Origin of the sequence: Streptomyces sp. NBC_00273 (genome assembly GCF_036178145.1) — a bacterium.
In the GTDB taxonomy this organism is placed as follows: domain Bacteria; phylum Actinomycetota; class Actinomycetes; order Streptomycetales; family Streptomycetaceae; genus Streptomyces.
Genome location: NZ_CP108067.1, coordinates 7275001 through 7298580, shown reverse-complemented (window position 1 = coordinate 7298580; position 23580 = coordinate 7275001). Strand labels below are relative to the sequence as shown.

The 23580-nt window shown below is 70.6% G+C and carries 17 protein-coding genes, 2 rRNA genes and 1 pseudogene; 6 read left to right on the top strand and 14 right to left on the bottom strand.

Annotated features, from left to right (window positions below):
• Positions 1-236 precede the first annotated feature (236 nt).
• From OG386_RS32585 to OG386_RS32575, 3 genes are all read left to right on the top strand, one after another.
• Positions 237-2066 (top strand): glycoside hydrolase family 15 protein, encoded by a 1830-nt coding sequence (locus OG386_RS32585; protein WP_327386189.1) that lies wholly within the window; start codon positions 237-239, stop codon positions 2064-2066.
• 106 nt (positions 2067-2172) lie between these two features.
• The gene (locus OG386_RS32580) at positions 2173-3555 is read left to right on the top strand and encodes an FAD-binding oxidoreductase (RefSeq protein ID WP_328791052.1); all 1383 of its coding nucleotides are present in this window, start codon (positions 2173-2175) and stop codon (positions 3553-3555) included.
• Between the two features lie 35 nt (positions 3556-3590).
• Positions 3591-5210, top strand: coding sequence for a PucR family transcriptional regulator (locus OG386_RS32575; protein ID WP_328791051.1), 1620 nt, complete (start codon positions 3591-3593; stop codon positions 5208-5210).
• A 127-nt stretch (positions 5211-5337) separates the two neighbouring features.
• Here the strand turns inward: OG386_RS32575 and OG386_RS32570 are convergent, their stop codons facing one another.
• The 3 genes from OG386_RS32570 to OG386_RS32560 all read right to left on the bottom strand — a co-directional run bounded on the left by OG386_RS32570 (position 5338) and on the right by OG386_RS32560 (position 8956).
• The gene (locus OG386_RS32570; protein WP_328791050.1) at positions 5338-6462 is read right to left on the bottom strand and encodes a glycosyltransferase family 4 protein; all 1125 of its coding nucleotides are present in this window, start codon (positions 6460-6462) and stop codon (positions 5338-5340) included.
• Between the two features lie 205 nt (positions 6463-6667).
• The gene (gene recN / locus OG386_RS32565) at positions 6668-8392 is read right to left on the bottom strand and encodes a DNA repair protein RecN (protein WP_328793453.1); all 1725 of its coding nucleotides are present in this window, start codon (positions 8390-8392) and stop codon (positions 6668-6670) included.
• A gap of 150 nt (positions 8393-8542) precedes the next feature.
• Entirely contained in the window at positions 8543-8956 is a 414-nt protein-coding gene (locus tag OG386_RS32560; protein WP_328791049.1) for a methyltransferase, read from the bottom strand.
• Between the two features lie 39 nt (positions 8957-8995).
• On the opposite strand from OG386_RS32560, the gene OG386_RS32555 reads away from it, so the two are divergent.
• Positions 8996-9340, top strand: coding sequence for a hypothetical protein (locus OG386_RS32555; protein WP_328791048.1), 345 nt, complete (start codon positions 8996-8998; stop codon positions 9338-9340).
• Between the two features lie 5 nt (positions 9341-9345).
• Here the strand turns inward: OG386_RS32555 and OG386_RS32550 are convergent, their stop codons facing one another.
• The 3 genes from OG386_RS32550 to OG386_RS32540 are packed head-to-tail and all read right to left on the bottom strand — an operon-like array spanning position 9346 to position 11370.
• Positions 9346-10248, bottom strand: a complete 903-nt coding sequence (locus tag OG386_RS32550; protein ID WP_328793452.1) for an NAD kinase — start codon at positions 10246-10248, stop codon at positions 9346-9348.
• Positions 10249-10286: 38 nt separating this feature from the next.
• Positions 10287-11102: a TlyA family RNA methyltransferase gene (locus tag OG386_RS32545; RefSeq protein WP_328791047.1), complete on the bottom strand. Its 816-nt coding sequence runs from the start codon at positions 11100-11102 to the stop codon at positions 10287-10289.
• A gap of 7 nt (positions 11103-11109) precedes the next feature.
• Positions 11110-11370 carry a hypothetical protein gene (locus tag OG386_RS32540; protein ID WP_328791046.1) on the bottom strand — a complete coding sequence of 87 codons (261 nt, stop codon included), beginning with the start codon at positions 11368-11370 and terminating at the stop codon, positions 11110-11112.
• A gap of 64 nt (positions 11371-11434) precedes the next feature.
• Between OG386_RS32540 and OG386_RS32535 the strand changes: the two genes are divergently transcribed.
• Positions 11435-11782, top strand: coding sequence for an SCP2 sterol-binding domain-containing protein (locus OG386_RS32535; protein WP_328791045.1), 348 nt, complete (start codon positions 11435-11437; stop codon positions 11780-11782).
• A 216-nt stretch (positions 11783-11998) separates the two neighbouring features.
• On the opposite strand, the gene OG386_RS32530 is transcribed toward OG386_RS32535, so the two are convergent.
• Genes OG386_RS32530 through OG386_RS32515 form a run of 4 tightly spaced genes read right to left on the bottom strand, consistent with a single transcriptional unit; the run spans position 11999 to position 16105 of the window.
• Positions 11999-12820, bottom strand: coding sequence for an ABC transporter ATP-binding protein (locus OG386_RS32530; protein ID WP_443053238.1), 822 nt, complete (start codon positions 12818-12820; stop codon positions 11999-12001).
• 5 nt (positions 12821-12825) lie between these two features.
• Entirely contained in the window at positions 12826-13920 is a 1095-nt protein-coding gene (locus OG386_RS32525) for a FecCD family ABC transporter permease (RefSeq protein WP_385285598.1), read from the bottom strand.
• Positions 13917-14984 carry a FecCD family ABC transporter permease gene (locus OG386_RS32520; RefSeq protein ID WP_266598114.1) on the bottom strand — a complete coding sequence of 356 codons (1068 nt, stop codon included), beginning with the start codon at positions 14982-14984 and terminating at the stop codon, positions 13917-13919. The genes OG386_RS32525 and OG386_RS32520 overlap by 4 nt, the downstream gene beginning before the upstream one ends.
• Positions 14985-15034: 50 nt before the next feature.
• Positions 15035-16105 carry an HAD-IIA family hydrolase gene (locus tag OG386_RS32515; protein WP_328791043.1) on the bottom strand — a complete coding sequence of 357 codons (1071 nt, stop codon included), beginning with the start codon at positions 16103-16105 and terminating at the stop codon, positions 15035-15037.
• A gap of 114 nt (positions 16106-16219) precedes the next feature.
• On the opposite strand from OG386_RS32515, the gene OG386_RS32510 reads away from it, so the two are divergent.
• Positions 16220-17491, top strand: a complete 1272-nt coding sequence (locus OG386_RS32510) for a DUF1015 domain-containing protein (protein WP_327386177.1) — start codon at positions 16220-16222, stop codon at positions 17489-17491.
• Between the two features lie 67 nt (positions 17492-17558).
• Here OG386_RS32510 and OG386_RS32505 read toward each other — a convergent pair whose 3' ends face one another.
• The 4 genes and pseudogenes from OG386_RS32505 to OG386_RS32490 form a co-directional block, all read right to left on the bottom strand.
• Positions 17559-18377, bottom strand: a complete 819-nt coding sequence (locus OG386_RS32505) for a hypothetical protein (protein ID WP_328793449.1) — start codon at positions 18375-18377, stop codon at positions 17559-17561.
• 162 nt (positions 18378-18539) lie between these two features.
• Positions 18540-19658, bottom strand: a pseudogene (locus OG386_RS32500) (hypothetical protein); the annotation flags it as partial.
• Between the two features lie 310 nt (positions 19659-19968).
• Positions 19969-20085: ribosomal RNA gene (gene rrf / locus OG386_RS32495) — 5S ribosomal RNA — on the bottom strand.
• Positions 20086-20191: 106 nt separating this feature from the next.
• Positions 20192-23314, bottom strand: a 23S ribosomal RNA gene (locus OG386_RS32490).
• Positions 23315-23580 lie beyond the last annotated feature (266 nt).

Sequence of the window (23580 nt, the reverse complement as noted above, 5' to 3'; positions counted from 1 at the left end):
AAGTGCGCCGGGGCGGCATCGCCGCTGCTCACCCGTTCGGCCCAACCGCATTCTCCACAGGATCACGGAGATCACTAGGGTGCCGTCATATCCTGCTCGGATATTGCACACATCACCGCCGGGCAGTCCGTCAGACGGCCTAACCGAGCCGATATACGGAATCATGGGCTCACGCGGAGATCCCTGCACACAGGAGACCGCGCAACCGCGCAATGCAAGCGCCCTTCGGGGCGGACGTGGCCGTTCGACTGGAGATGCACGTGTCCGGGCGCATCGAGGATTACGCACTGATCGGGGACATGCAGACCGCAGCACTGGTCTGCCGGGACGGAGCCGTGGACTGGCTGTGCCTGCCACGCTTCGACTCGCATGCCGTGTTCGCGAGCATTCTCGGCACCGAGGATCACGGGTTCTGGCGGATCGGCCCGTCGTTCCCGGCGGGCACCGAGGCTCCGCGTGCGACCCGCCGCCGCTACCGCGGCGACTCGCTGGTGCTGGAATCGGAGTGGGACACCCCGCGCGGCAAGGTCCGCGTGATCGACTTCATGCCGCCCCGAGAGGATCACGCGCCACAGCTGATCCGCATCGTGGAGGGCATCAGCGGGCGCGTGCCGATGCGCTCGGCCCTGCGGATGCGCTTCAGCTACGGGCGGGTCGTGCCGTGGGTGCACCGGGTCGACGGGCGCACCGTGGCCGTGGCCGGCCCCGACTCCGTCTGGCTGGACGCCGACGCGCAGACCTACGGCGAGGACCTGACGACGTACTCCGACTTCACCGTCGGCCCCGGCGACCGGCGGGCCTTCAGCATCAGCTGGCAGGCCTCGCACCGCGACGCGCCCGAGACCCCCGACGCCGAAGCGGCCCTGGAATCGACCACCGACTTCTGGCGCGAGTGGGTCGACCAGTGCACCTACCACGGGCCCTACCGGGAGGCCGTGATCCGCTCGCTGATCACCCTCAAGGCCCTCACGTACGGCCCCACGGGCGGGATCGTCGCCGCACCCACCACCTCCCTCCCCGAGGAGATCGGCGGAGTCCGGAACTGGGACTACCGCTACACCTGGCTGCGGGACGCGGCCATCACCCTCTCCTCGCTGCTGCGCACCGGATACCGCGAGGAGGCCCGCGCCTGGCGCGAGTGGCTGCTGCGCGCGGTCGCCGGCGACCCGGAGAACCTGCAGATCATGTACGGGATCGCGGGCGAGCGGGAGCTCGGCGAGACCGAGCTGGACTGGCTGCCCGGTTACGAGGGCTCCCGCCCGGTCCGCGTCGGCAACGGCGCCGCGGGCCAGCTCCAACTCGACGTGTACGGCGAGGTCACCGAGGCCCTGCACCTGGGCCACATGACCGGGCTCGCCCGCAGCGACTACGCCTCGCTGCTCCAGCTCAAGCTGATCCGCTACCTGGAGACCCACTGGGACCAGCCTGACGAGGGCATCTGGGAGGTGCGCGGCCCGCGCCGCCACTTCGTGCACTCGAAGGTGATGGCCTGGGTGGCCGTGGACCGCACGATCAAGCTGATCGAGAGCGGGGACGCGGACGGCCCGCTGGAGCGGTGGCGCGAGCTGCGCGACGAGATCCACCAGGACGTGTGCGAGAAGGGCTACGACAAGGAGCGCAACACCTTCACCCAGTCGTACGGGTCGAAGGAACTGGACGCCTCCCTGCTGCTGATCCCGCAGATGGGCTTCCTGCCGCCGGACGACAAGCGGGTCATCGGCACCATCGAGGCGATCCAGCGGGAGCTGTCCACGCCCGACGGTTTCATCCTGCGCTACCCGACGGCCGGCGAGGAGGCCGGCGTGGACGGCCTGGAGGGCGACGAGGGGGCCTTCCTGGCCTGCTCGTTCTGGATGGCCGACGACCTGGCGATGATCGGCCGGGTGGACGAGGCGCGGCGGCTGTTCGAACGGCTGCTGTCGCTCCGCAACGACCTGGGCCTGCTCGCGGAGGAGTGGGACCCGCGGCTCCAGCGACAGGTCGGGAACTTCCCGCAGGCCTTCAGCCACGTTCCGCTGATCGACACGGCCCTGCGGCTGACGGCCAGCGGAGCGTACGGCGGCTGATACCGGTCGACCCGCCGGGGCCGCGGACTTTCTCGCCGCGCCCCGGTGATCGTCCGCGTCTACGCTGGAAGTGTCCTATGCCCTCCCTCCGGTGGAAGGGGCAGCCATGGCTCCCCTGTCGAAGGCGGGCGCGGCCCTGACCGCGCTCCGCGAGGATCTGTCAGGCGAGGTCTTCGCTCCGGAGGATCCGGGGTACGACGAGGCCCGGACCCTCTTCAACGCCATGATCGACCGCAGACCCGCCGTCATCGCCCAGTGCGAGAGCACGGCCGACGTGGTGACCGCGGTGCGGTTCGCGAGGGAACTGGACCTGAACATCGCCGTGCGCGGCGGCGGGCACAGCGTGGCCGGGATGTCCCTCAACGACGGCGGCCTCGTCGTGGACCTGCGGCGGATGCACGAGGTGACGGTCCATCCGGCGGCCGGGGCGGCGCACGTCGGGGGCGGGGCCACGATGAGCCACCTGGACCGGGCCTGCCAGCCCTACGGACTGGCGACGACCGGCGGCCGTGCCTCCACCACCGGCGTCGGCGGCTACGTGCTGGGCGGCGGCAGCGGCTGGCTGGACCGGAAGTTCGGCCTGGCCGTGGACAACCTGCTGGGCGCGGAGCTGGTCACCGCCGAGGGCGAGCTCGTCCACGCGACCGCCGAGGAGCACCCGGAGCTGTTCTGGGGGTTGCACGGCGGCGGCGGCAACTTCGGCATCGCCACCTCCCTGACCCTGCGGCTGTACGAACTGCCCGCCATGTCGATCGCGTTCCTGCTGTACCTGCCGGAGCGCGGGCCCGAGGTGGTCCGTACGTACCGGGACGTCATCGAGGCCGCGCCGCCCGAGGCCTCGGGCGCCGCCCTCTACCTCACCGGCCCGCCCGAGGAGTTCGTCCCCCAGCACCTGGTCGGGCGGCTGCTGGCCGGGGCGCTGCTGACGTACGCGGGCCCCGAGGACGAGATGCGGGCGTTGGCCGAGCCGCTGCTGGCGATCCCCCACGAGTCGGAGATCGTCACGGCCATCCCGTACGCCGACCTCCAATGCATGATCGACGACCCGCCGGGCATGCGGAACTACTGGTCGGCCGAGTACCTCACCGGCTGCCCCGACGCGTTCGTGGACGTCTTCTGCGCCCGCGCCGAGGCCATGCCGGTACCGACCGGCACCCAGCACCTGGTCTTCCCGCAGGGCGGCGCCGTGGCCTCCGGCCCGGCCGACTACCCGGTGCCGTACCGCGACTCGCCGTGGGCGGTGCACCCGTTCGGGATCTGGGAGGACGCGGCCGACGACGAGCGCTGCCGGCAGTGGGTCAAGGACGTCCGCGCCGACGCCCGGCCGTGGAGCACCGGCGCGGTCTACCTCAACTTCACCGGGGACGAGGGCGTGGAGCGGGTCGTCTCGGGCCTCGGGGCCGAGAACATGCAGCGGCTGGGCGCGCTCAAGCGCCAGTACGACCCCGACAACATCTTCCGCTTCAACCACAACATCCAGCCCGCCTGACGATGGAGACGGGTCGGCCGGTAGCGTCCCGCGATATGGAAAACCAGGGCGGGATCACGGTTCAGCGGGCGCTGGAACTGCCGGGGCTGCGCGGCGGACTGCCGGAGGTGGTGGCCTGCGCCGACCGCCTGGGCCGGACCGTCCGCTGGGTGCACGCGGGCGAGGTGCCGAACATCGCCTCCCTGCTCAAGGGCGGTGAGTTGCTGCTGACCACGGGCCTGGGCCTCGGCACCCGGCCGGCCGAGCAGCGTGCCTTCGTCCGCCGCCTCGCGGACCGCGGGATCGCCGCGCTCGTGGTCGAACTGGGCCCGCGCTTCACCCGGCTGCCGGCGACCCTGGTGGAGACCGCGCGGTCGGCGGGGCTGCCCCTGGTCCAGCTCCACCGGGAGGTCCCCTTCGTGGCGGTCACGGAGGAGGTCCACACCGAGATCGTCAACCACCACTACGCCCTGCTCCAGCGGGCCGAGGAGGTCCACCGGCGCTGTACGGAGGCCCTGCTGGGCGGTGGGGGCATCCCCCAGGTCCTGCGGATCCTGGCCGACTTCACGGGGAACCCCGTCTTCCTGGAGACCCCCGACGGTCAACTCCTGTACGCGGCCGGCAGCGCGGCCGGGGACACGGGCGCGGACCCGCTCCAGGTGTGGGAGGGCCTGCGGGGCCAGCGCGAGGCCGAACCCGCCACGAACACGGTGGTGGTCGACGTACCGGGCGGCGGCCACGGCACCGGCTCGGTCCGGGCCCGGCTCGTCCTGGTCGGCGTCTCGGCCCCGCTGCTCCCGGTGCACCGGATGGCGGCCGAACGCACGGCGGGCGTCCTGGCCGTCGTGCTGATGCAGGCCCGCCAGGAGGAGGAGCTGGCGGCGCGCGGCCGCGGCGACTTCCTGACGGACCTGGCGGAGGGCCGCATCTCGGCGGAGGACGCACCGGGACAGGCCCGGGTCCTGGGCTTCAAGCCGGGCGGCGGTCCGCTGCTGCCGGTGGTGATGCGGCTGGCCGCGGACCTCGGACCGTCCGGGAACTGGGCCGTCCTGGCCCGTGCGGTGCTGGAGGAGCTGTCGTCCGTCGGGGTCCCGGTCCTGCTGGGCGTCCGCCCGGTCGAGGGCCGGGTGCCGCTGCTGGTCTCCCTGCGCGCGGAGTCGGAGCGCACGGCGGTGGCGGACCGGGTCTCGGCCGCGCTGCGGGCGGGCGTCGAACGCGCGGGCCTGGACCGGGCCGACGCCCCGCCGGCCGTGGTCGTCGGCGTGGCGGGCGGTTGGGCGGCGGCCTCGGCGGGCCTGCGCCACGCCGCGGAGACCGCGACGGCGGCACACGGCCTACCGGCGCGCCCCTGGTACGACGCGCGCCGCCTGGACATCGACCTGCTGCTGTGGCGGCTGCGCGAACACCCCGACCTGGCCGCCTTCGTGGACCGGGCGATCGGGCCGCTCCGCACGCACGACACGACGTCGCGGCCGCCGCTCCTGCCCACGTTGGAGACGTACCTGGCCCACGCGGGCCGCAAGGCGGAGACGGCGCGCGAGCTCCATCTGAACCGGCAGACGCTGTACAACCGGCTGGCCCGCATCTCGGAACTCCTGGGCACGGACCTGGACGACCCCGAGACGGTCCTCTCCCTGAGCCTGGCCCTCCGCGCCCGCCGCCACACGGCTTCCTGACGCGCCGCTCGCACGGGACCGGTGCCCTGCGGGGCAGTCCCCTACCCGCCCTTCCACCGTTCCCCGGGCTCTGCCCGGACCCGCGCCTCAATCGCCGGCGGGGCTTGATTTGAGCCCCGCCGGGAGGCTAGCGGCGGGTTCGTTCCATCAGTTCGTCGTAGACCGACAGGACCTGCGCGACCGTGTCGTCCTCCGACGGCCACGTCGCGGCCTGGACGCGTCCCGCGAGCGCCAGCGCGGCCCGGCGGTCCGGGTCGGCCAGCAGGCCGGTCACGGCCGAGGCGAGCGGGCCCGCCTCCCCCGGCGGGACCAGTACCGCACCGTCCCCCACCAGCTCCGCAACACCGCCCACCGCCGTGGCCACCAGTGGCACGCCCACCCGCAGCGCCTCCTGCGCCAGGAGCGCCCGCGCCTCCCACCGGCTCGGCAGGACCGCCAGGTCCGCCGCCGCCAGCAGCTGCGCCGCGTCCCGGCGGCGCCCCAACAGCCGTACCGGGAGCCCCTCCGCCTCGATCCGCCGGGCGAGCTCCGCCCGTAGCGGCCCCTCCCCCGCAATGACCAGGAGCGGCGTCGGGTCCAGACCGCGCCACTCCCGTGCCGCGTCGAGCAGTACGGAGTAGCCGCGGTGCGGCACCAGGCTGCCGACGGCGATCAGCAGCGGCCGTTCCACCGCGCCCAGTTCCGCCCGCACCTTGCCGGGGTCGGCCGCCGCCTCCGGACCCGTCGGGCCCACCGGTAGGGCCACCGGGGCCAGCCGCGCGTCCCTGGCGCCCCGCAGCCGTGCGGCGTCCACCTGGTCCGAGGAGGCCCCGAGCACCACCGCCGCGGCCCGCGCCACGTGTCGTTCCAGCATCCGGCCCAGGCGCCCGAGCGCACCGGCCGCCGCGGGGCCCTCGCCGTGCCAGGTCACCACCAGCGGCACCCGGCGCCCCCGTATGGCCAGGGCGGCGCGCATTCCGGCGCGCACGCCGTGCGCGTGCACGAGGTCCGCCCCGGCGCAGGCGGCCCGCAACACGCTGACCGCGTCGGGCGCGAACTGCGCCCCGGCGCCGGTGAAGTCGTACTCCCCCTCCGCCTGGACGGGCGCGCACACCGTGACCCGTACCCCGCGCGCGGCGAGGCCGGTCGCGAGCGAGCGCACGTGCGCGCTGCTGCTCGCGCCCGCACCGCCGCCCAGTACTTGCACGGTGCGCAGCGGCGGCCGGCCGTAGGGCTGGGCCGGCAGGGAGGTGGAAACCGGGGAGCTGCTCACGGGCCGAAGCTCCAGGGTGAGGGAGTCAGAGACGTCGCCAAGGATGCCAGTCCGCACGCGCGTTCCGGGACCATACGGGTGCGGATCCCGTACGAGATGGTGCAGGACGCCCTTCATCCTCACCCACACGGGCTATCTCCGGGCCGGCGCGGGCGCGGCGAAGGCCCGGAACGCGCCGTGCGTTCCGGACCTTCGCCGGGGCGCCTCACGCGTCCGCGCGCGCCGCCGCCAGCAGTTCCTCGGCGTGGGCCCGCGCCGAGACCGAGTCCTCGTGGCCGGCCAGCATGCGCGACAGCTCGCGGATCCGGTCCTCGCCCTCCAGGACGGTGACCCCGCTCCGGGTGACCGATCCGTCGTTGGTCTTCTCGACGAGCAGCTGTCGGTCCGCGAAGGCCGCCACCTGCGGCAGGTGCGTGACGACCACGACCTGCGCCGACTTGGCCAGCTTCGCCAGCCGCCGGCCGACCTCGACCGCCGCCTTGCCGCCGACGCCCGCGTCGACCTCGTCGAAGAGGTAGGTGGGCACCGGGTCGGAGCCCGCGAAGACGACCTCGACGGCCAGCATCACCCGGGACAGCTCACCGCCCGAGGCGCCCTTGGCGATCGGCCGCGGCTGGGCGCCGGGGTGCGGGGCCAGCAGCAGCTCGACCTCGTCCGCGCCCGAAGGGCCGTAGGCGACCGGGCGGCCGTCCACGTCCACTCCGTCGGGGTCCTCGGCCTGCCGGACGTCGATGGTCACGCGCGCGTGCGGCATCGCCAGCGAGGCCAGCTCCGCCGTCACCGCGGAGGCGAAGCGCGTCGCGGCCTCCACCCGGGCGTCCGTCAACGCCTGTGCCAGCAGGGACAGTTCGCCGCGCAGTCCGTCGTGCTCGGCGGTCAGCTCGGCGATCCGCTCGTCGTCGCCGTCCAGTTCCAGTAGCCGTGCCGCGCCCTGTTCGGCCCACTCCAGCACGGCGTCCACGGTGCCCGCGGAGCCGTACTTGCGGGTGAGCTGCGTCAGGGCGGCCCGCCGCTCCTCCACCGCGGCCAGCCGCAGCGGATCGGCGTCCAGGTCGTCGGCGTAGCCCGCCAGTTCCCCCGCCACGTCGGACAGCAGGATGCCGAGCTCCCCGATCCGCTCGGCGAGCGCGCCGAGGGCCGGGTCGTGGGACCGTACGGATTCCAGGGCCCGGTGTGCGCCCGCGACGAGCATGTTCGCGTCGATGGCCTCCGGGTCCTCGGGGTTGCCCGCGAGCGCGGCGTGCGCCAGCTGCGCCGCCGAGGCCAGTGATTCGGCGTGCCCGAGCCGCTCCGCCTCGGCCGCGAGTTCGGCGTCCTCGCCGGCCACCGGTTCCACGGCCGCGATCTCGTCCAGCCCGAAGCGCAGCAGGTCCGCCTCCTGGGCCCGCTCCCGGGCCCGAGTGGTGATCTCCTCCAACTCGACGGCGACGGCACGGAGCCTGCGGTAGGCCGAGCCGTACTTCTCCAGTGGGACGGCGACGGCGTCCCCGGCGTACCGGTCGAGCGCCTGCCGCTGCCGGGCGGGGCGCAGCAGCCCCTGCTGGTCAGTCTGCCCGTGTACGGCGACCAGGTCGTCGGCGAGCTCGGCGAGCAGGCCGACGGGCACGGAGCGGCCGCCGACGTGGGCGCGCGAGCGCCCCTCGGCGGACACGGTCCGGCTGATCAGCAGGGCGCCGTCGTCGAGCTCGGCCCCGGCCTCCTCGGCGCGTACGGCGGCGGGGGCGTCGGGGCGCATGACGATGCGGCCCTCGACCACCGCGGCCTTGGCCCCGATCCGCACCAGGGCCGGGTCGGCGCGACCGCCGAGCAGCAGCCCGAGGCTGGTGACGACCATCGTCTTGCCCGCGCCGGTCTCGCCGGTCACCGCGGTGAATCCGGGCGACAGCTCGACCACCGCGTCGTCGATGACCCCGAGCGACCGTATCCGCATCTCCTCAAGCACGGGACGACGATACCGAGGTTTCATGGGTGCCATGTGACGTCACCCGCCCCGAGCTCTCCGAACGCACGTGCTATTAATGCTCTCTCGGCCGAACTCCCCATCGTGCGACGGGGATAGGCGCCCGGAACCGGTTCGGACTCAATTCGGCTTGCGGGCGACGAGTGCGGCATTCGCGCCCGCCGCGTCCAGCGGCAGGACCGTGACCGGCCCGAATCCGGCGTCGGCCAGCCAGCCGCGGTACTCGGCGTAGGTGTAGTTGTGCCCGGACCGGGTCTCGACCAGCATGTTGAGGCCCATCAGGGCCGCCGGGGCGGGCCCGCGCTCGTCGTCGTCGAGGACCAGCTCGCAGATGATCACGGCGCCGCCCGGGGGCAGCGCGGCGAAGCACTTGTCCAGCAGCCGCCGCCCGGTCCCCTCGTCCCAGTCGTGCAGGATCATGCTCAGCAGGATGACGTCGTGCCCTTCGGGCAGTCGCTCGTCGTGCAGGAAGTCGCCGTCACGCGCCTCGATCACCTCCGAGAGCCCGAGGCCGGCCACCTTCTCCCGGGCCATCGCGGCGACCCGGGGCAGGTCGAGGACGGTGGCGCGCAGATGGGGGTGGTGGCGGAGGCGGCCGGACTGGTGCGGGGTGCGGCGGGGGACGCCGCCGCACCCGGCATCACGATGAACGTGCTGGACGCCGACACCGTCGACCACGTGGTGACCATCGGCTTCGCCCCGGGTGACCCGGTCGCCGCCCGGCGGGCCCACCGCACCCTGGACGAGCTGCACACGGCCTTCGCCGCGCGGGGCTGGCTGCCGTACCGGCCGGACGTCGACCATCCCCTGCCCGCCCCGCACAGCGTCTTGCACCGGCGGCTGCGCGACGCCCTCGACCCGCACGGCGTGTTCGCCCGGGGCCGCTTCGAAGGGCCGCGGTCACCCGCCGCCCCCTGATCCCGTCAGTGCGGCGCGCCGCGCCACCCCGACACCGGCAGCGCGAACTTGGCGACGAGCCGGTCCGTGAAGGACGCGTGGTGCAGCCGGGCGAGCCGCACCGGCACCGCACCGCGCCGCACCTCGACCCGTGCCCCGGCGGGCAGCTCCACCGTGCGCCGCCCGTCGCACCACAGCACGCCGTGCGGAGTGCCGTTCTGCACCTCCACCGCCAGCACCGAGGTCGGCGAGGTCACCAGCGGCTTCGCGAACAGCGCGTGCGCGCTGATCGGCACCATGAGCAGCGCCTCGACCTCCGGCCAGACCACCGGCCCGCCCGCTGAGAAGGCGTAGGCCGTGGAGCCCGTAGGAGTCGCGCAGACGATCCCGTCGCAGCCGAAACCGGTCACCGGGCGCCCGTCGATCTCCAGGACCACCTCCAGCATCCGCTCCGGGGACACCTTCTGGACCGCGGCCTCGTTCAGCGCCCAGTCCCGATGGACCACGTCGCCGTTCGTCCGCACGATCACGTCGAGCGTCATCCGCTCCTCGACCTCGTACGAGCGCGTCACCACCCGGTCCACGACCTTGTCCAGGTCGTCGCGCTCGGCCTCGGCGAGGAACCCCACCCGGCCCAGGTTGACGCCCAGCATCGGCACCCCCGAGGCGCGGGCGAACTCCGCGCCCCGCAGCAGGGTCCCGTCCCCGCCGAGGACGATGAGCAGCTCACACCCGTCGAGCACCCCCGGGGTGGACTCGGTGACCAGCTCCACCTCGGGGGGCAGCGGCAGGTCCACCGCCTCGTGCTCCATGACGCGGACGCCCAGTCCGCACCTCAATAGACCCTGCACGACCAGCTCGGCGCTGCGGATGGCCGCAGGCCGCCCGGTGTGCGCGAGCAGGAAGACCGTCCGCCCTTCCCCTGAAATACGTGAACCCGCTGTACCCGCCGAACCCGCTGAATCTGTCACTGCGGCCCCTCCGCTACTGCATGGTCAACATCCGCCGGGTCGAGGGCCGGTGCCCCCGCCCGGAGCCACAGAAAGTACTCGACGTTCCCCGACGGCCCCGGCAGCGGACTCGCCGTCACCCCGAGGACGCCCAGCCCCAGCTTCGCGGCCTGCGCCGCGACGTCGCGTACGGCCTCGGCCCGCAACTCCGGGCTGCGCACCACGCCGCCGCTGCCCAGCCGGTCCTTGCCGACCTCGAACTGCGGCTTGACCATCAGCACCAGGTCCGCGTCCGGCGCGCAGCAGCGCACCAGCGCCGGCAGCACCAGACCGATGGAAATGAACGAGAGGTCACCGACGACCAGGTCGACCGGGACCCCGTCGAGCTGTTCCACCGTCAGCTCGCGCACGTTCGTACGGTCCTTGACCGTGACCCGGTCGTCGCTCTGCAGCGACCAGGCCAGCTGCCCGTAGCCGACGTCGACGGCCATCACGTGGGCCACGCCCGAGCGCAGCAGCACGTCGGTGAACCCGCCGGTGGAGGCGCCGGCGTCCAGCGCGCGGCGGCCCTCGACGGCCAACCCCTGCGGCTGGAAGGCCGCCAGCGCGCCGGCCAGCTTGTGGCCGCCCCGCGAGACGTAGTCGGGGTCGCTGTCGTCCTTGCGGACCACCAGGGCCGCGCTGGTCTCCACCTGGGTGGCCGCCTTGGTCGCGGTGGTGCCGCCCACGGTCACCCGGCCCGCGGCGATCAGCTGCGCGGCGTGCTCGCGCGAGCGGGCCATGCTGCGGCGTACCAGTTCGGCGTCCAGGCGGCGGCGTGCCACTCCTGCCACGTTCGGTTCAGCTCCTGTTTTCGTACGGTCCGGGGACGGGCGGTGCGTCCAGCGCGGTCAGCGCCTCGCGCAGCCCCCGGTGGACATCCTCGTACACCTCGACGTGTCCGTCCGCCTCGAGGTGGTCCGCGTCCGCCAGCCGCGCCAGGTGCGCGTCGACGCCGGCGTGGCCGGTGGGCGTGCGCACGATGCCCAGCGCCACGGGCCCGGCGGGCCCGACAGGTTCTGCGGCGGCATCGACTCGGGGGTCGGCGGCTTCGTCGGTCATGCCCCGACGCTACCTCGAAGCGCCCCGCGACCACGCATGGCTCTGCGGTACGGTCGTGATCACGATGGCTACGATCCAGGAGTGCCGCGAAGCACTCGACAACCTCTCCGGCAATCTCGCACGGGCCGACGGCGGCGTACGCGGCGCGGCCGCGTTCGACCGCTCCCTGAGCTGCCACATCACCGACCTGGACCAGACGTTCACGGGCCGCCTCGACGCGGGCCGGATCCGGGTGGACGCGGTCGCCCCGGGCCCGCCCGCGGCGAAGGCCGAGATCAGGCTCGCGATGACGGGCGACGACCTCGTGGCCCTGGTCGCGGGCGAGCTGAAGTTCGCAAAGGCCTGGACCTCGGGCCGCGTCCGCCTGGAAGCAGGCTTCCGCGACCTGCTCCGCCTCAAGAGCATGCTCTAGCCCCCACCCAGCCCCGCCGACACCCTCCAGCCCCGCCGGCACCCTCCAGCCCCGCCGGCGTTTGAGGCGCGGGGTCTGGGGCGGAGCCCCAGCTCTTTCAGCCCCGCCAGGGGATACCTCCCAGCGGTAGCTGGGGGAGTTTGAGGCGCGGGGGTCCGGGGACAGCGCCCCCGGCAACGGCGCCGCACCCGGCCTCCGCCACGGCCCGGCCGGAGGCTACTCCGCCCGGGCCACCACACGGGCCTTGCGCGCCGCCGGAACCACCAGCGGCGTCCCCGTCTCCGGATCCGGAATCACCTGGCAGCGCAACCCGAACACCTTCTCCACGAGCTCCGCCGTCACCACCTCGGCCGGCGGCCCCTCCGCGACGGCCTCCCCGCCCCGCATCGCGATCAGGTGCGTGGCGTACCGGGCCGCATGGTTCAGATCGTGCAACACCGCCACCAGCGTCCGCCCCTGCGTCTCGTGCAGCTCCGCGCACAGGTCCAGCACGTCGATCTGGTGCTGGATGTCCAGGTACGTCGTCGGCTCGTCGAGCAGCAGCAACGGCGTCTGCTGGGCCAGCGCCATCGCGATCCACACGCGCTGCCGCTGCCCGCCCGACAGCTCGTCCACGGCCCGGTCGGCGAGCTCGGCGACCCCGGTCGAGGCCATCGACTCGTTCACGACCCGCTCGTCCTCGGCCGACCACTGCCGCAGCAGCCCCTGGTGCGGGTACCGGCCGCGCGAAACCAGGTCGGCCACCGTGATGCCGTCGGGCGCGATCGAGGACTGCGGGAGCAGGCCCAGGGTCTTGGCGACCTTCTTCGCGGGCATCGACCCGATGGCCTGCCCGTCCAGCAGCACCCGTCCGGCGGACGGCTTCAGCATCCGCGACAGGGCCCGCAGCAGCGTGGACTTGCCGCACGCGTTGGGGCCGACGATCACCGTGAAGGAGTTGTCGGGGATCTCCACCGACAGGTTCTCGGCGATGACCCGCTGGTCGTAGCCGAGGGTCACGTTCTCCGCGGTCAGCCGCTGCACTTGGGTACTCCTCATCAGGTTCATATACGTCCCGCCTTGCGCTCGGTGACGAGCAGCCAGAGCAGGTAGACACCGCCGACGAGGCCGGTCACCACGCCCACCGGCAGCTGGTCGGAGCCGAAGGCCCGCTGCGACGCCCAGTCGGACACCATCAGCAGCACCGAGCCCATCAGGGCGGCGTTCACCAGGTTCCCGCCGGGCGAGCGGGTCAGCCGCCGGGCCAGCTGCGGCGCGGCCAGCGCGACGAAGCTGATCGGCCCCGCCGCAGCGCTCGCCGCGGTGGTGAGCAGGACCGCCGCGAGCATCAGCAGCATCCGCGTCCGCTCCACCCGCACCCCGAGCGCGTACGCGGCGTCGTCGCCCATCTCCATCATCCGCAGGGCCCGGCCCTGCCCGAGGACCAGCGGGAAGAGCACCGCGCACACCGCGAGCAGCGGCCACACCTGCGCCCAGTCCCGGCCGGCCAGCGAGCCGGTCAACCAGACCATGGCACGGGTGGCCTCGATCAGCTGGGCCTTCGTGATCAGGTACTGGATCACGGCGATCAGGACGGCGGAGGCGCCGATGCCGACCAGCACCAGCCGGTAGCCCTGGATGCCCTGCTTGTAGGCGAGCAGGTAGACGAGGACTCCGGCCAGCAGACCGCCGACCAGTGCGCCGACGGCCACTTCGGTGGCGCCGCCCTTGAACAGGATGATGACGACGAGAGCGCCGACCGCCGAGCCGTAGCCGAAGCCGAGCATGTCCGGGGAGCCCAGCGGGTTGCGGGAGACGGACTGGAAGACGGCTCCGGAGATGCCGAGCGCCGCGCCGACGAGCAGCGCGACCAGGACCCGCGGCAGCCGCAGGTCGTTGACGATGAAGTCGGTGGCGGGGGTGCCGTTGCCGAGCAGGGTCTGTACGACGTCCCACGGCGCGATCTCGAAGTCGCCGGTGCCGATGAGCAAGACGGCCATCGCGAGCGCCGCAACGGTCAGCAGCACCCCGACGGTCAGGGCGCGCCGCTCGACGCGCAACGAGAGCCCGCCGGGCAGGCGCAGCGGACGGGGGCCGGACCGACGGCCCTTGCGGGGGGTGTCGGGCGCGGTCACGGTCGTGGTCGCGGTCGCGGTCACAGCTGGGCCATCCTCTTGCGCCGAACCAGGTAGATGAAGACCGGGCCGCCGATGAGCGCGGTCACGACGCCGACCTGCAGTTCGGCGGGCCGGGTGACGACGCGGCCGATGATGTCGGAGCCGAGCAGCAGGGCCGGCGACAGAACGGCCGAGTACGCGAGCACCCAGCGCATGTCGGGACCGGTGAAGGCCCGGACAAGGTGCGGGACCATCAGCCCGATGAACACGATGGGACCGCAGGCGGCGGTCGCCGCACCGCACAGCAGGGTGATGGCGACCATGGCGCCGATCCGGGTCCGCGTCAGGTGGGCGCCCAGCGCGCGCGCCGTGTCGTCGCCCATCGCCATCGCGTTGAGCGGCCGGCCCAGTACCAGCGCGAGCACCGCGCCGACGAGCAGGAAGGGGGCCACCTGCCGGACGGTGTCCATGTTGGCCGAGGCCAGCGAACCCACCGTCCAGAAGCGCAGCTTGTCCAGCGCCTTGCTGTCCATCAGCTGCACGGCGTTGATGTAGCCGACGAGCGCCGCGCTGGCCGCCGTACCGGCGAGCGCGAGGCGCACCGGGGTCGCGCTGCGGCTACCGCCGAGCACGTACACGAGGACCGAGACGAAGGCGGCTCCGAGGAAGGCCCACCACACGAACTCGTTCAGCGAACTCGCGCCGAAGAAGCTGATCGCGGAGACCACGGCGGCCGCGGCACCCGCGTTGACGCCGAGGATTCCGGGCTCGGCCAGCGGGTTGCGGGTCAGCGCCTGCATCACGGCACCGGACAGGCCGAGTCCGAGCCCGACCATCAGCCCGAGCAGGGTGCGCGGGATCCGCAGATCCCGCACCACCACGTCGGAGGGCGTACCCGCGTAGGCGAACAGGCCGTGCCAGACCTCGTCCAGGGACATCTGCTTGGCGCCCACGGCGATGCTCACGACGGCGATCAGTGCCAGCACCGCGAGAGCGGCGAGCAGACCGGCGGCGCGCGCGGCATGGCGCGGGCGGGCTACGGCGGCGTCGGCGCCCTCGTCGGGCGCCGCGCTCCGTTCGGGTTCAGGGGGACTCTCGACCAACACGCAGGTTAGGCTAACCTACCTTCCGCACGGGCGGATCCCCCGGACGGCCCTTAAAGACCCAGCCTGGCCAGCGCCTTCGCCGCATCGAGGGTGCAGACCCCGTCCCCGGCCACCGTCCAGGCCGCCGCGCACAGCGCCCGCAGCCCGTCGAGCGGATCCCCCGCTTCCCCGGCTTCCCCGCCCAGTCCGGCCTCTCCGGCCTCGCGCAGCTCCAGCACGCCGCCGTTCGTCGCGACCGCCGTCCAGCCACCGCAGCGGAACCCCTCGGCGAACGGCTCCACCTCCGGCTGCCCGGCCAGCAACCCCCGCAGATCCCGGTCCACATAGGTCGGGCGGTGCCGGGGCTCGGCCCGCAGCAGCTGCTCCGCGTCCGTGACCCCGGTCAGCACCAGCAGCGAGTCCACCTCCCCGTTGAAGGCGCCCTCGATGTCCGTGTCCAGCCGGTCCCCCACCACCAGCGGCCGCTCCGCCCCGGTGCGCAGCACCGTCTCCCGATGCATCGGGGGCAGCGGCTTGCCCGCCACCTGCGGCTCCGCACCCGTGGCGATCCGTACGACCTCCACCGCGGCCCCGTTGCCCGGCGCGATCCCCCGCGCACCCGGAATCGTCAGGTCGGTGTTCGACGCGAACCACGGCACCCCGCGGTTGATCGCGTACGAGGCTTCGGCGAACCGCCCCCACGGCAGGTCGGGACCCCCGTACCCCTGGACGACCGCCGCGAGCCCCTCCTCCTCGGCCGACTCCACCGGCACCAGACCCCGCTCGCGCAGCGCGACCCGCAGTCCGTCCCCACCGATCACCAGCACCTTCGACCCCGGCTCCACCTGCTCCGCGATCAGCCGGGCCACCGCCTGCGCCGAGGTGATCACCTCGGCCGCCTCGGTCGGAATGCCCAGCTCGCCCAGGTGTTCCGCGACCGCGTCCGGCGTCCGCAGCGCGTTGTTCGTGACGTACGCGAGGTGCATCCCGTCCGCGCGGGCCGTGGCCAGGGACTCCACCGCGTGCGCGATGGCCACGCCGCCCGCGTACACCACCCCGTCCAGATCCAGCAGGGCGGTGTCGTACGCCTGGTGCAGGCTCTGCTCACTCGCCGCGGGACTGGTCCTGCTCTGCCGGGTCATCCTGTCCGCTCCTCTTGGGGCCACTCCCAGCGGTAGCTGGGGGGAGATCGACCTTGTCCGATTCCGTACTGCCCCGATCATCCCGCATGGCGAGACGCGTTTTACCATGCACCAATGACCACATCTGGTACTGCGGAGCACGGGCTGCGCCTGATCCCGTTCCACGGCCTGCGCTACGTCCCCGAGCGTGTCGGCAGCCTCGCCGCCGTCACCTCGCCGCCGTACGACGTGGTCGTGCGTCCCGACGGAGTCGACCACCTCGAATCCGCCGACCCGCACAACATCGTCCGCCTGATCCTCCCGCAGGCGGGTACCCCGGCCGCGCGCAACGAGCAGGCCGCGCGCACCCTGCACGACTGGCTCGCCCAGGGCATCCTCAGCGCCGACCCCGAGCCCGCGCTCTACGTGTACGAGCAGCGCCGGGCCGGCCTGCTCCAGCGCGGCCTCATCGGCGCCCTCGCCCTGTCCACCGCCGACGCCGGCATCGTCCTGCCGCACGAGGACGTCATGCCGGACGTGGTCACCGACCGGGCCGGTCTGATGCGGGCCACTTCCGCCAACCTCGAGCCCCTCCTGCTCACCTACCGGGGCGACGACCCCGGCACGGGAGCGGCCGCGGTCGTCGAACGGACCGCCCAGCTCGCCCCGCTCCTGTCGACCACCACCGAGGACGGCTTCCAGCACCGTCTGTGGGCCATCACGGATCCGGCCGAGCTCGCCACCGTGATGGCGGACCTCAGCCACCGGCAGGCGCTCATCGCCGACGGCCACCACCGCTGGGCGACGTACCTGCGCCTCCAGGAGGAGCACGACTCCCCCACCGCCTGGGACTTCGGCCTGGTCCTCCTCGTGGACACCGCCCGCTATCCGCTGCAGGTCCGCGCCATCCACCGGATGCTGCGCCGCCTCCCGGTGGCGGACGCCCTCGCTGCCCTCGACGGTCACTTCCGCGTCCGCCCGGTCGCCGGACCGCTCCCGCTGGCCCTGGACACCCTCGCGGACGCCTCGGAACGCGGCAACGCCTTCCTGATCGCCGGCGACGGCGCCTTCCACCTGGTCACCGACCCCGACCTGGCGCTCCTCGACACCACGGTGCGCCACGACCGCCCCGAGGCCTGGCGCCGGTTGGACGCCACCGTCCTGCACGCGACCCTGCTCGACGCCCTCTGGCACGTCCCGGACGCGCCGGACCAGATCACGTACATCCACGACGCCGCGTCCACGGTGGCCATGGCCGAGCGGCACGGCGGCACGGCGGTCCTGCTGCATCCCGTACGCGAGGAAGTCGTACGGGACCTGGCCCGCCAGGGCGTCACCATGCCCCGCAAGTCCACGTCCTTCGGCCCGAAACCGGCCACCGGCCTGGTCCTGCGCGGCTTGGGCTGACCATTTCCGGACATGAAGAAGGGCGGTACCCCGGTCGGGGTACCGCCCTTCTTCATGTCACCGTGCCTCAGGCCTTGTCGCCCTGGGCATCGGCGTCGGCGTCGGCCTCGGACTGCTCCAGCGGCTCGTACTCCTCGTCGTCCTCGTCGTAGTACTCGGCGACGTCGGAGGCGCGCTCGGCCGCGGCGATCTCCGCCGCGTCCTCGTCGTCCTCATCGTCGTCGTCCTCGTCCTCGGCGAGGTCGGACAGGTCGGTCGAGGCGTCGACGAACTCGACACCGTCGAGCTCGGCGAGACGGTCGGAGGCGTCGGTGGCCCCGTCCTTGTCCGCTTCGAGGGTCTTGCCGAACCACTCGCGCGCCTCGTCCTCACGTCCGGCCGCCAGCAGGGCGTCGGCGTAGGCGTACCGCAGGCGTGCCGTCCAGGGCTGGACCGAGTTGGAGGCCAGTTCCGGGCTCTGCAGGGTCACGATGGCCGCTTCGAGCTGCCCCTGGTCCCGCCGGGCACCGGCCGCGACCAGACGCATCTCGACCTGACCGGCCTTGTCCAGCTTCTGCACCTCGGGCTCGCCGGCCATGGCCAGCGCCCGCTCCGGACGGCCGAGGCCGCGCTCGCAGTCGGCCATGACGGGCCACAGCTCGACCGAGCCGGTCATGCGCTTGGCGGCGCGGAACTCGGCGAGGGCCTCGCTGTACTTCTGCGTGGCGTACGCGGCGAAGCCGGCGGCCTCGCGGACAGCGGCGACGCGGGAGGCCAGCCGCAGGGCGATGCGCGAGTACGCGTACGCCTGCTCGGGCTCCTCGTCGATCAGCCGCGCGACCATGACGAGGTTCTTGGAGACCTCTTCGGCCAGGCCCTTGGGCAGGCTCAGCAGCTCCTGACGCACATCGGCGTCGATCTCGAAGCCGGTGACGTCCTCGTCGATCGGAAGCCGCTTGACCGGGTCCCGGTCACGGTCCGCGCGGAAGTCGCGGTCGCCGCCGCGGTCATCGCGACCACGGTAGCCACCACGGTCACCACCGCGATCGTCACGGCCACCACGGTAACCACCGCGGTCGCCGCCGCGGTCGTCACGACGGGGGTACGACGGGCGGTCGCCACCGCGGTCGTCGCGGCGCGGGTAGGACGGACGGTCGCCGCCACGGTCGTCACGACCGCCACGGAACCCACCACGGTCGTCATCACGACGGGGGTACGACGGACGGTCGCCACCGCGGTCGTCACGGCGGAAGCCGCCGCCACCACCGGAGGGACGCCCACCACGGTCGTCATCACGGCGCGGGTACGAGGGACGGTCGCCGCCACGGTCATCGCGACCGCCACGGAACCCACCACGGTCATCGTCACGACGCGGGTACGACGGACGGTCGCCACCGCGGTCATCACGGCGCGGGTACGACGGACGGTCGCCGCCACGGTCGTCACGACCGCCACGGAACCCACCACGGTCATCGTCACGACGGGGGTACGAGGGACGGTCCCCACCACGGTCATCGCGACGGGGGTACGACGGACGGTCGCCGCCACGGTCATCGCGACCGCCACGGAACCCACCACGGTCGTCATCACGACGCGGGTACGACGGACGGTCGCCACCGCGGTCGTCACGGCGCGGGTACGACGGACGGTCGCCGCCACGGTCGTCACGGCGGAAGCCGCCGCCACCACCGGAGGGACGCCCACCACGGTCGTCATCACGACGGGGGTAGGACGGACGGTCGCCACCGCGGTCATCGCGACGCGGGTAAGACAAACGGTCGCCGCCACGGTCGTCACGACCGCCACGGAACCCACCACGGTCATCGTCACGGCGCGGGTAGGACGGACGGTCCCCACCACGGTCATCGCGGCGCGGGAAGCTGGGGCGGTCGCCACCGCGGTCATCGCGACGGAAACCGCCACCGCCACCACCGGAGGGACGGCCACCACGGTCGTCATCGCGGCGCGGGTACGAGGGACGGTCCCCACCACGGTCATCGCGGCGCGGGAAGCTGGGGCGGTCGCCACCGCGGTCATCGCGACGGAAACCGCCACCGCCACCACCGGAGGGACGGCCACCACGGTCGTCATCGCGGCGCGGGTACGAGGGACGGTCGCCACCGCGGTCGTCACGGCGGAAACCGCCACCGCCACCACCGGAGGGACGGCCACCACGGTCATCGCGACGGAAACCGCCACCGCTGCTGGACGGCCGGCCACTGGCACCACGGTCGTCACGACGGAACGGGGGACGGTCGCCGCCACGGTCGTCACGGCCCCCGCGGTAGCCGCCCCTGTCACCGCCGTCGTTGCGACGAGGCTCGCGCTCCGGACGATCGTCGGGAGAGTTGGACATGGGTGTGACTCCTGTCTTCGGGGTACCGCTAGTCATTCTCGCGCAACCAACCCATGGCCGCGCTTCGGCGTAAAGAGGTGAAAAACAAAAAAGGACCCTTGGTCCAGCGTTGAACGCTGGACCAAGGGTCCTTTGAAAGATTGTTCGGCGGCGTCCTACTCTCCCACAGGGTCCCCCCTGCAGTACCATCGGCGCTGAAAGGCTTAGCTTCCGGGTTCGGAATGTAACCGGGCGTTTCCCTAACGCTATGACCACCGAAACCCTATCGGTTTCGAGCGAACAAGCACACTTTGTAGTTATGTTCTAGCTCTAGAAACCAGCAACTGTTCGTTGCTTCAGAACTAACACAGTGGACGCGAGCAACTGAGGACAAGCCCTCGGCCTATTAGTACCAGTCAGCTTCACCCGTTACCGGGCTTCCACATCTGGCCTATCAACCCAGTCGTCTACTGGGAGCCTTACCCTCTCAAGGAGGTGGGAATACTCATCTTGAAGCAGGCTTCCCGCTTAGATGCTTTCAGCGGTTATCCCTCCCGAACGTAGCCAACCAGCCATGCCCTTGGCAGGACAACTGGCACACCAGAGGTTCGTCCGTCCCGGTCCTCTCGTACTAGGGACAGCCCTTCTCAATATTCCTACGCGCACAGCGGATAGGGACCGAACTGTCTCACGACGTTCTAAACCCAGCTCGCGTACCGCTTTAATGGGCGAACAGCCCAACCCTTGGGACCGACTCCAGCCCCAGGATGCGACGAGCCGACATCGAGGTGCCAAACCATCCCGTCGATATGGACTCTTGGGGAAGATCAGCCTGTTATCCCCGGGGTACCTTTTATCCGTTGAGCGACGGCGCTTCCACAAGCCACCGCCGGATCACTAGTCCCGACTTTCGTCCCTGCTCGACCCGTCGGTCTCACAGTCAAGCTCCCTTGTGCACTTACACTCAACACCTGATTGCCAACCAGGCTGAGGGAACCTTTGGGCGCCTCCGTTACCCTTTGGGAGGCAACCGCCCCAGTTAAACTACCCATCAGACACTGTCCCTGATCCGGATCACGGACCGAGGTTAGACATCCAGCACGACCAGAGTGGTATTTCAACGGCGACTCCACAACCACTGGCGTGGCTGCTTCAAAGTCTCCCACCTATCCTACACAAGCCGAACCGAACACCAATATCAAACTGTAGTAAAGGTCCCGGGGTCTTTCCGTCCTGCTGCGCGAAACGAGCATCTTTACTCGTAGTGCAATTTCACCGGGCCTATGGTTGAGACAGTCGAGAAGTCGTTACGCCATTCGTGCAGGTCGGAACTTACCCGACAAGGAATTTCGCTACCTTAGGATGGTTATAGTTACCACCGCCGTTTACTGGCGCTTAAGTTCTCAGCTTCGCAACCCCGAAAGGTCACTAACCGGTCCCCTTAACGTTCCAGCACCGGGCAGGCGTCAGTCCGTATACATCGCCTTACGGCTTCGCACGGACCTGTGTTTTTAGTAAACAGTCGCTTCTCGCTGGTCTCTGCGGCCACCCCCAGCTCAAGCAGCAAGTGCTATCACCAGTGATGGCCCCCCTTCTCCCGAAGTTACGGGGGCATTTTGCCGAGTTCCTTAACCATAGTTCACCCGAACGCCTCGGTATTCTCTACCTGACCACCTGAGTCGGTTTAGGGTACGGGCCGCCATGAAACTCGCTAGAGGCTTTTCTCGACAGCATAGGATCATCCACTTCACCACAATCGGCTCGGCATCAGGTCTCAGCCTTAATGAGGGACGGATTTGCCTACCCCTCGGCCTACACCCTTACCCCGGGACTACCACCGCCCGGGCTGGACTACCTTCCTGCGTCACCCCATCGCTTACCTACTACAAGTCTGGTTCGTCGGCTCCACCACTTTCCTTTCCCCGAAGGGTCCGGAACGGCTTCACGGACTTAGCATCGCCTGATTCGATATTGGGCGTTTCAAAGCGGGTACCGGAATATCAACCGGTTGTCCATCGACTACGCCTGTCGGCCTCGCCTTAGGTCCCGACTTACCCTGGGCAGATCAGCTTGACCCAGGAACCCTTAGTCAATCGGCGCACACGTTTCTCACGTGTGTATCGCTACTCATGCCTGCATTCTCACTCGTGAACCGTCCACAACTAGCTTCCGCTGCTGCTTCACCCGGCACACGACGCTCCCCTACCCATCACAGCGGGCGTTGGCCCTATTGCTGCAATGACACGACTTCGGCGGTACGCTTGAGCCCCGCTACATTGTCGGCGCGGAATCACTTGACCAGTGAGCTATTACGCACTCTTTCAAGGGTGGCTGCTTCTAAGCCAACCTCCTGGTTGTCTCTGCGACTCCACATCCTTTCCCACTTAGCGTACGCTTAGGGGCCTTAGTCGATGCTCTGGGCTGTTTCCCTCTCGACCATGGAGCTTATCCCCCACAGTCTCACTGCCGTGCTCTCACTTACCGGCATTCGGAGTTTGGCTAAGGTCAGTAACCCGGTAGGGCCCATCGCCTATCCAGTGCTCTACCTCCGGCAAGAAACACACGACGCTGCACCTAAATGCATTTCGGGGAGAACCAGCTATCACGGAGTTTGATTGGCCTTTCACCCCTAACCACAGGTCATCCCCCAGGTTTTCAACCCTGGTGGGTTCGGTCCTCCACGAAGTCTTACCTCCGCTTCAACCTGCCCATGGCTAGATCACTCCGCTTCGGGTCTAGAGCGTGCAACTCAATCGCCCTATTCGGACTCGCTTTCGCTACGGCTTCCCCACACGGGTTAACCTCGCTACACACCGCTAACTCGCAGGCTCATTCTTCAAAAGGCACGCAGTCACGACCCATTGGGTAAACCCAATGAGCGACGCTCCCACGGCTTGTAGGCACACGGTTTCAGGTACTATTTCACTCCGCTCCCGCGGTACTTTTCACCATTCCCTCACGGTACTATCCGCTATCGGTCACCAGGGAATATTTAGGCTTAGCGGGTGGTCCCGCCAGATTCACACGGGATTTCTCGGGCCCCGTGCTACTTGGGAGATGAGCAAGCAAGCCGCTGATGTTTCGTCTACGGGGGTCTTACCCTCTACGCCGGACCTTTCGCATGTCCTTCGACTACATCAACGGTTTCTGACTCGCCGACCGGCCGGCAGACCGATCAAGCTCATTCCCACAACCCCGCATGCGCAACCCCTGCCGGGTATCACACGCATACGGTTTGGCCTCATCCGGTTTCGCTCGCCACTACTCCCGGAATCACGGTTGTTTTCTCTTCCTGAGGGTACTGAGATGTTTCACTTCCCCTCGTTCCCTCCACACTGCCTATGTGTTCAGCAGTGGGTGACAGCCCATGACGACTGCCGGGTTTCCCCATTCGGACACCCCCGGATCAAAGCTCAGTTGGCAGCTCCCCGGGGCCTATCGCGGCCTCTCACGTCCTTCATCGGTTCCTGGTGCCAAGGCATCCACCGTGCGCCCTTAAAAACTTGGCCACAGATGCTCGCGTCCACTGTGTAGTTCTCAAACAACGACCAGCCACCCATCACACACTCCCTAAGGAATGCTTCACTGGGGCCGGCACTGAAGACATGACCTTACGGCCGTACCTTCAGGACCCAACAACGTGCCAAGCATCTCCGTTCATCCGTCTCCTCTTTCCACGCCGAAGCAGTACTCGAGAACCATCAGACCGAAGATGCCAACTAATCAACGTTCCACCCATGAGCTGACCGTGCAGAACGTTTGTCTGCAATCGGTA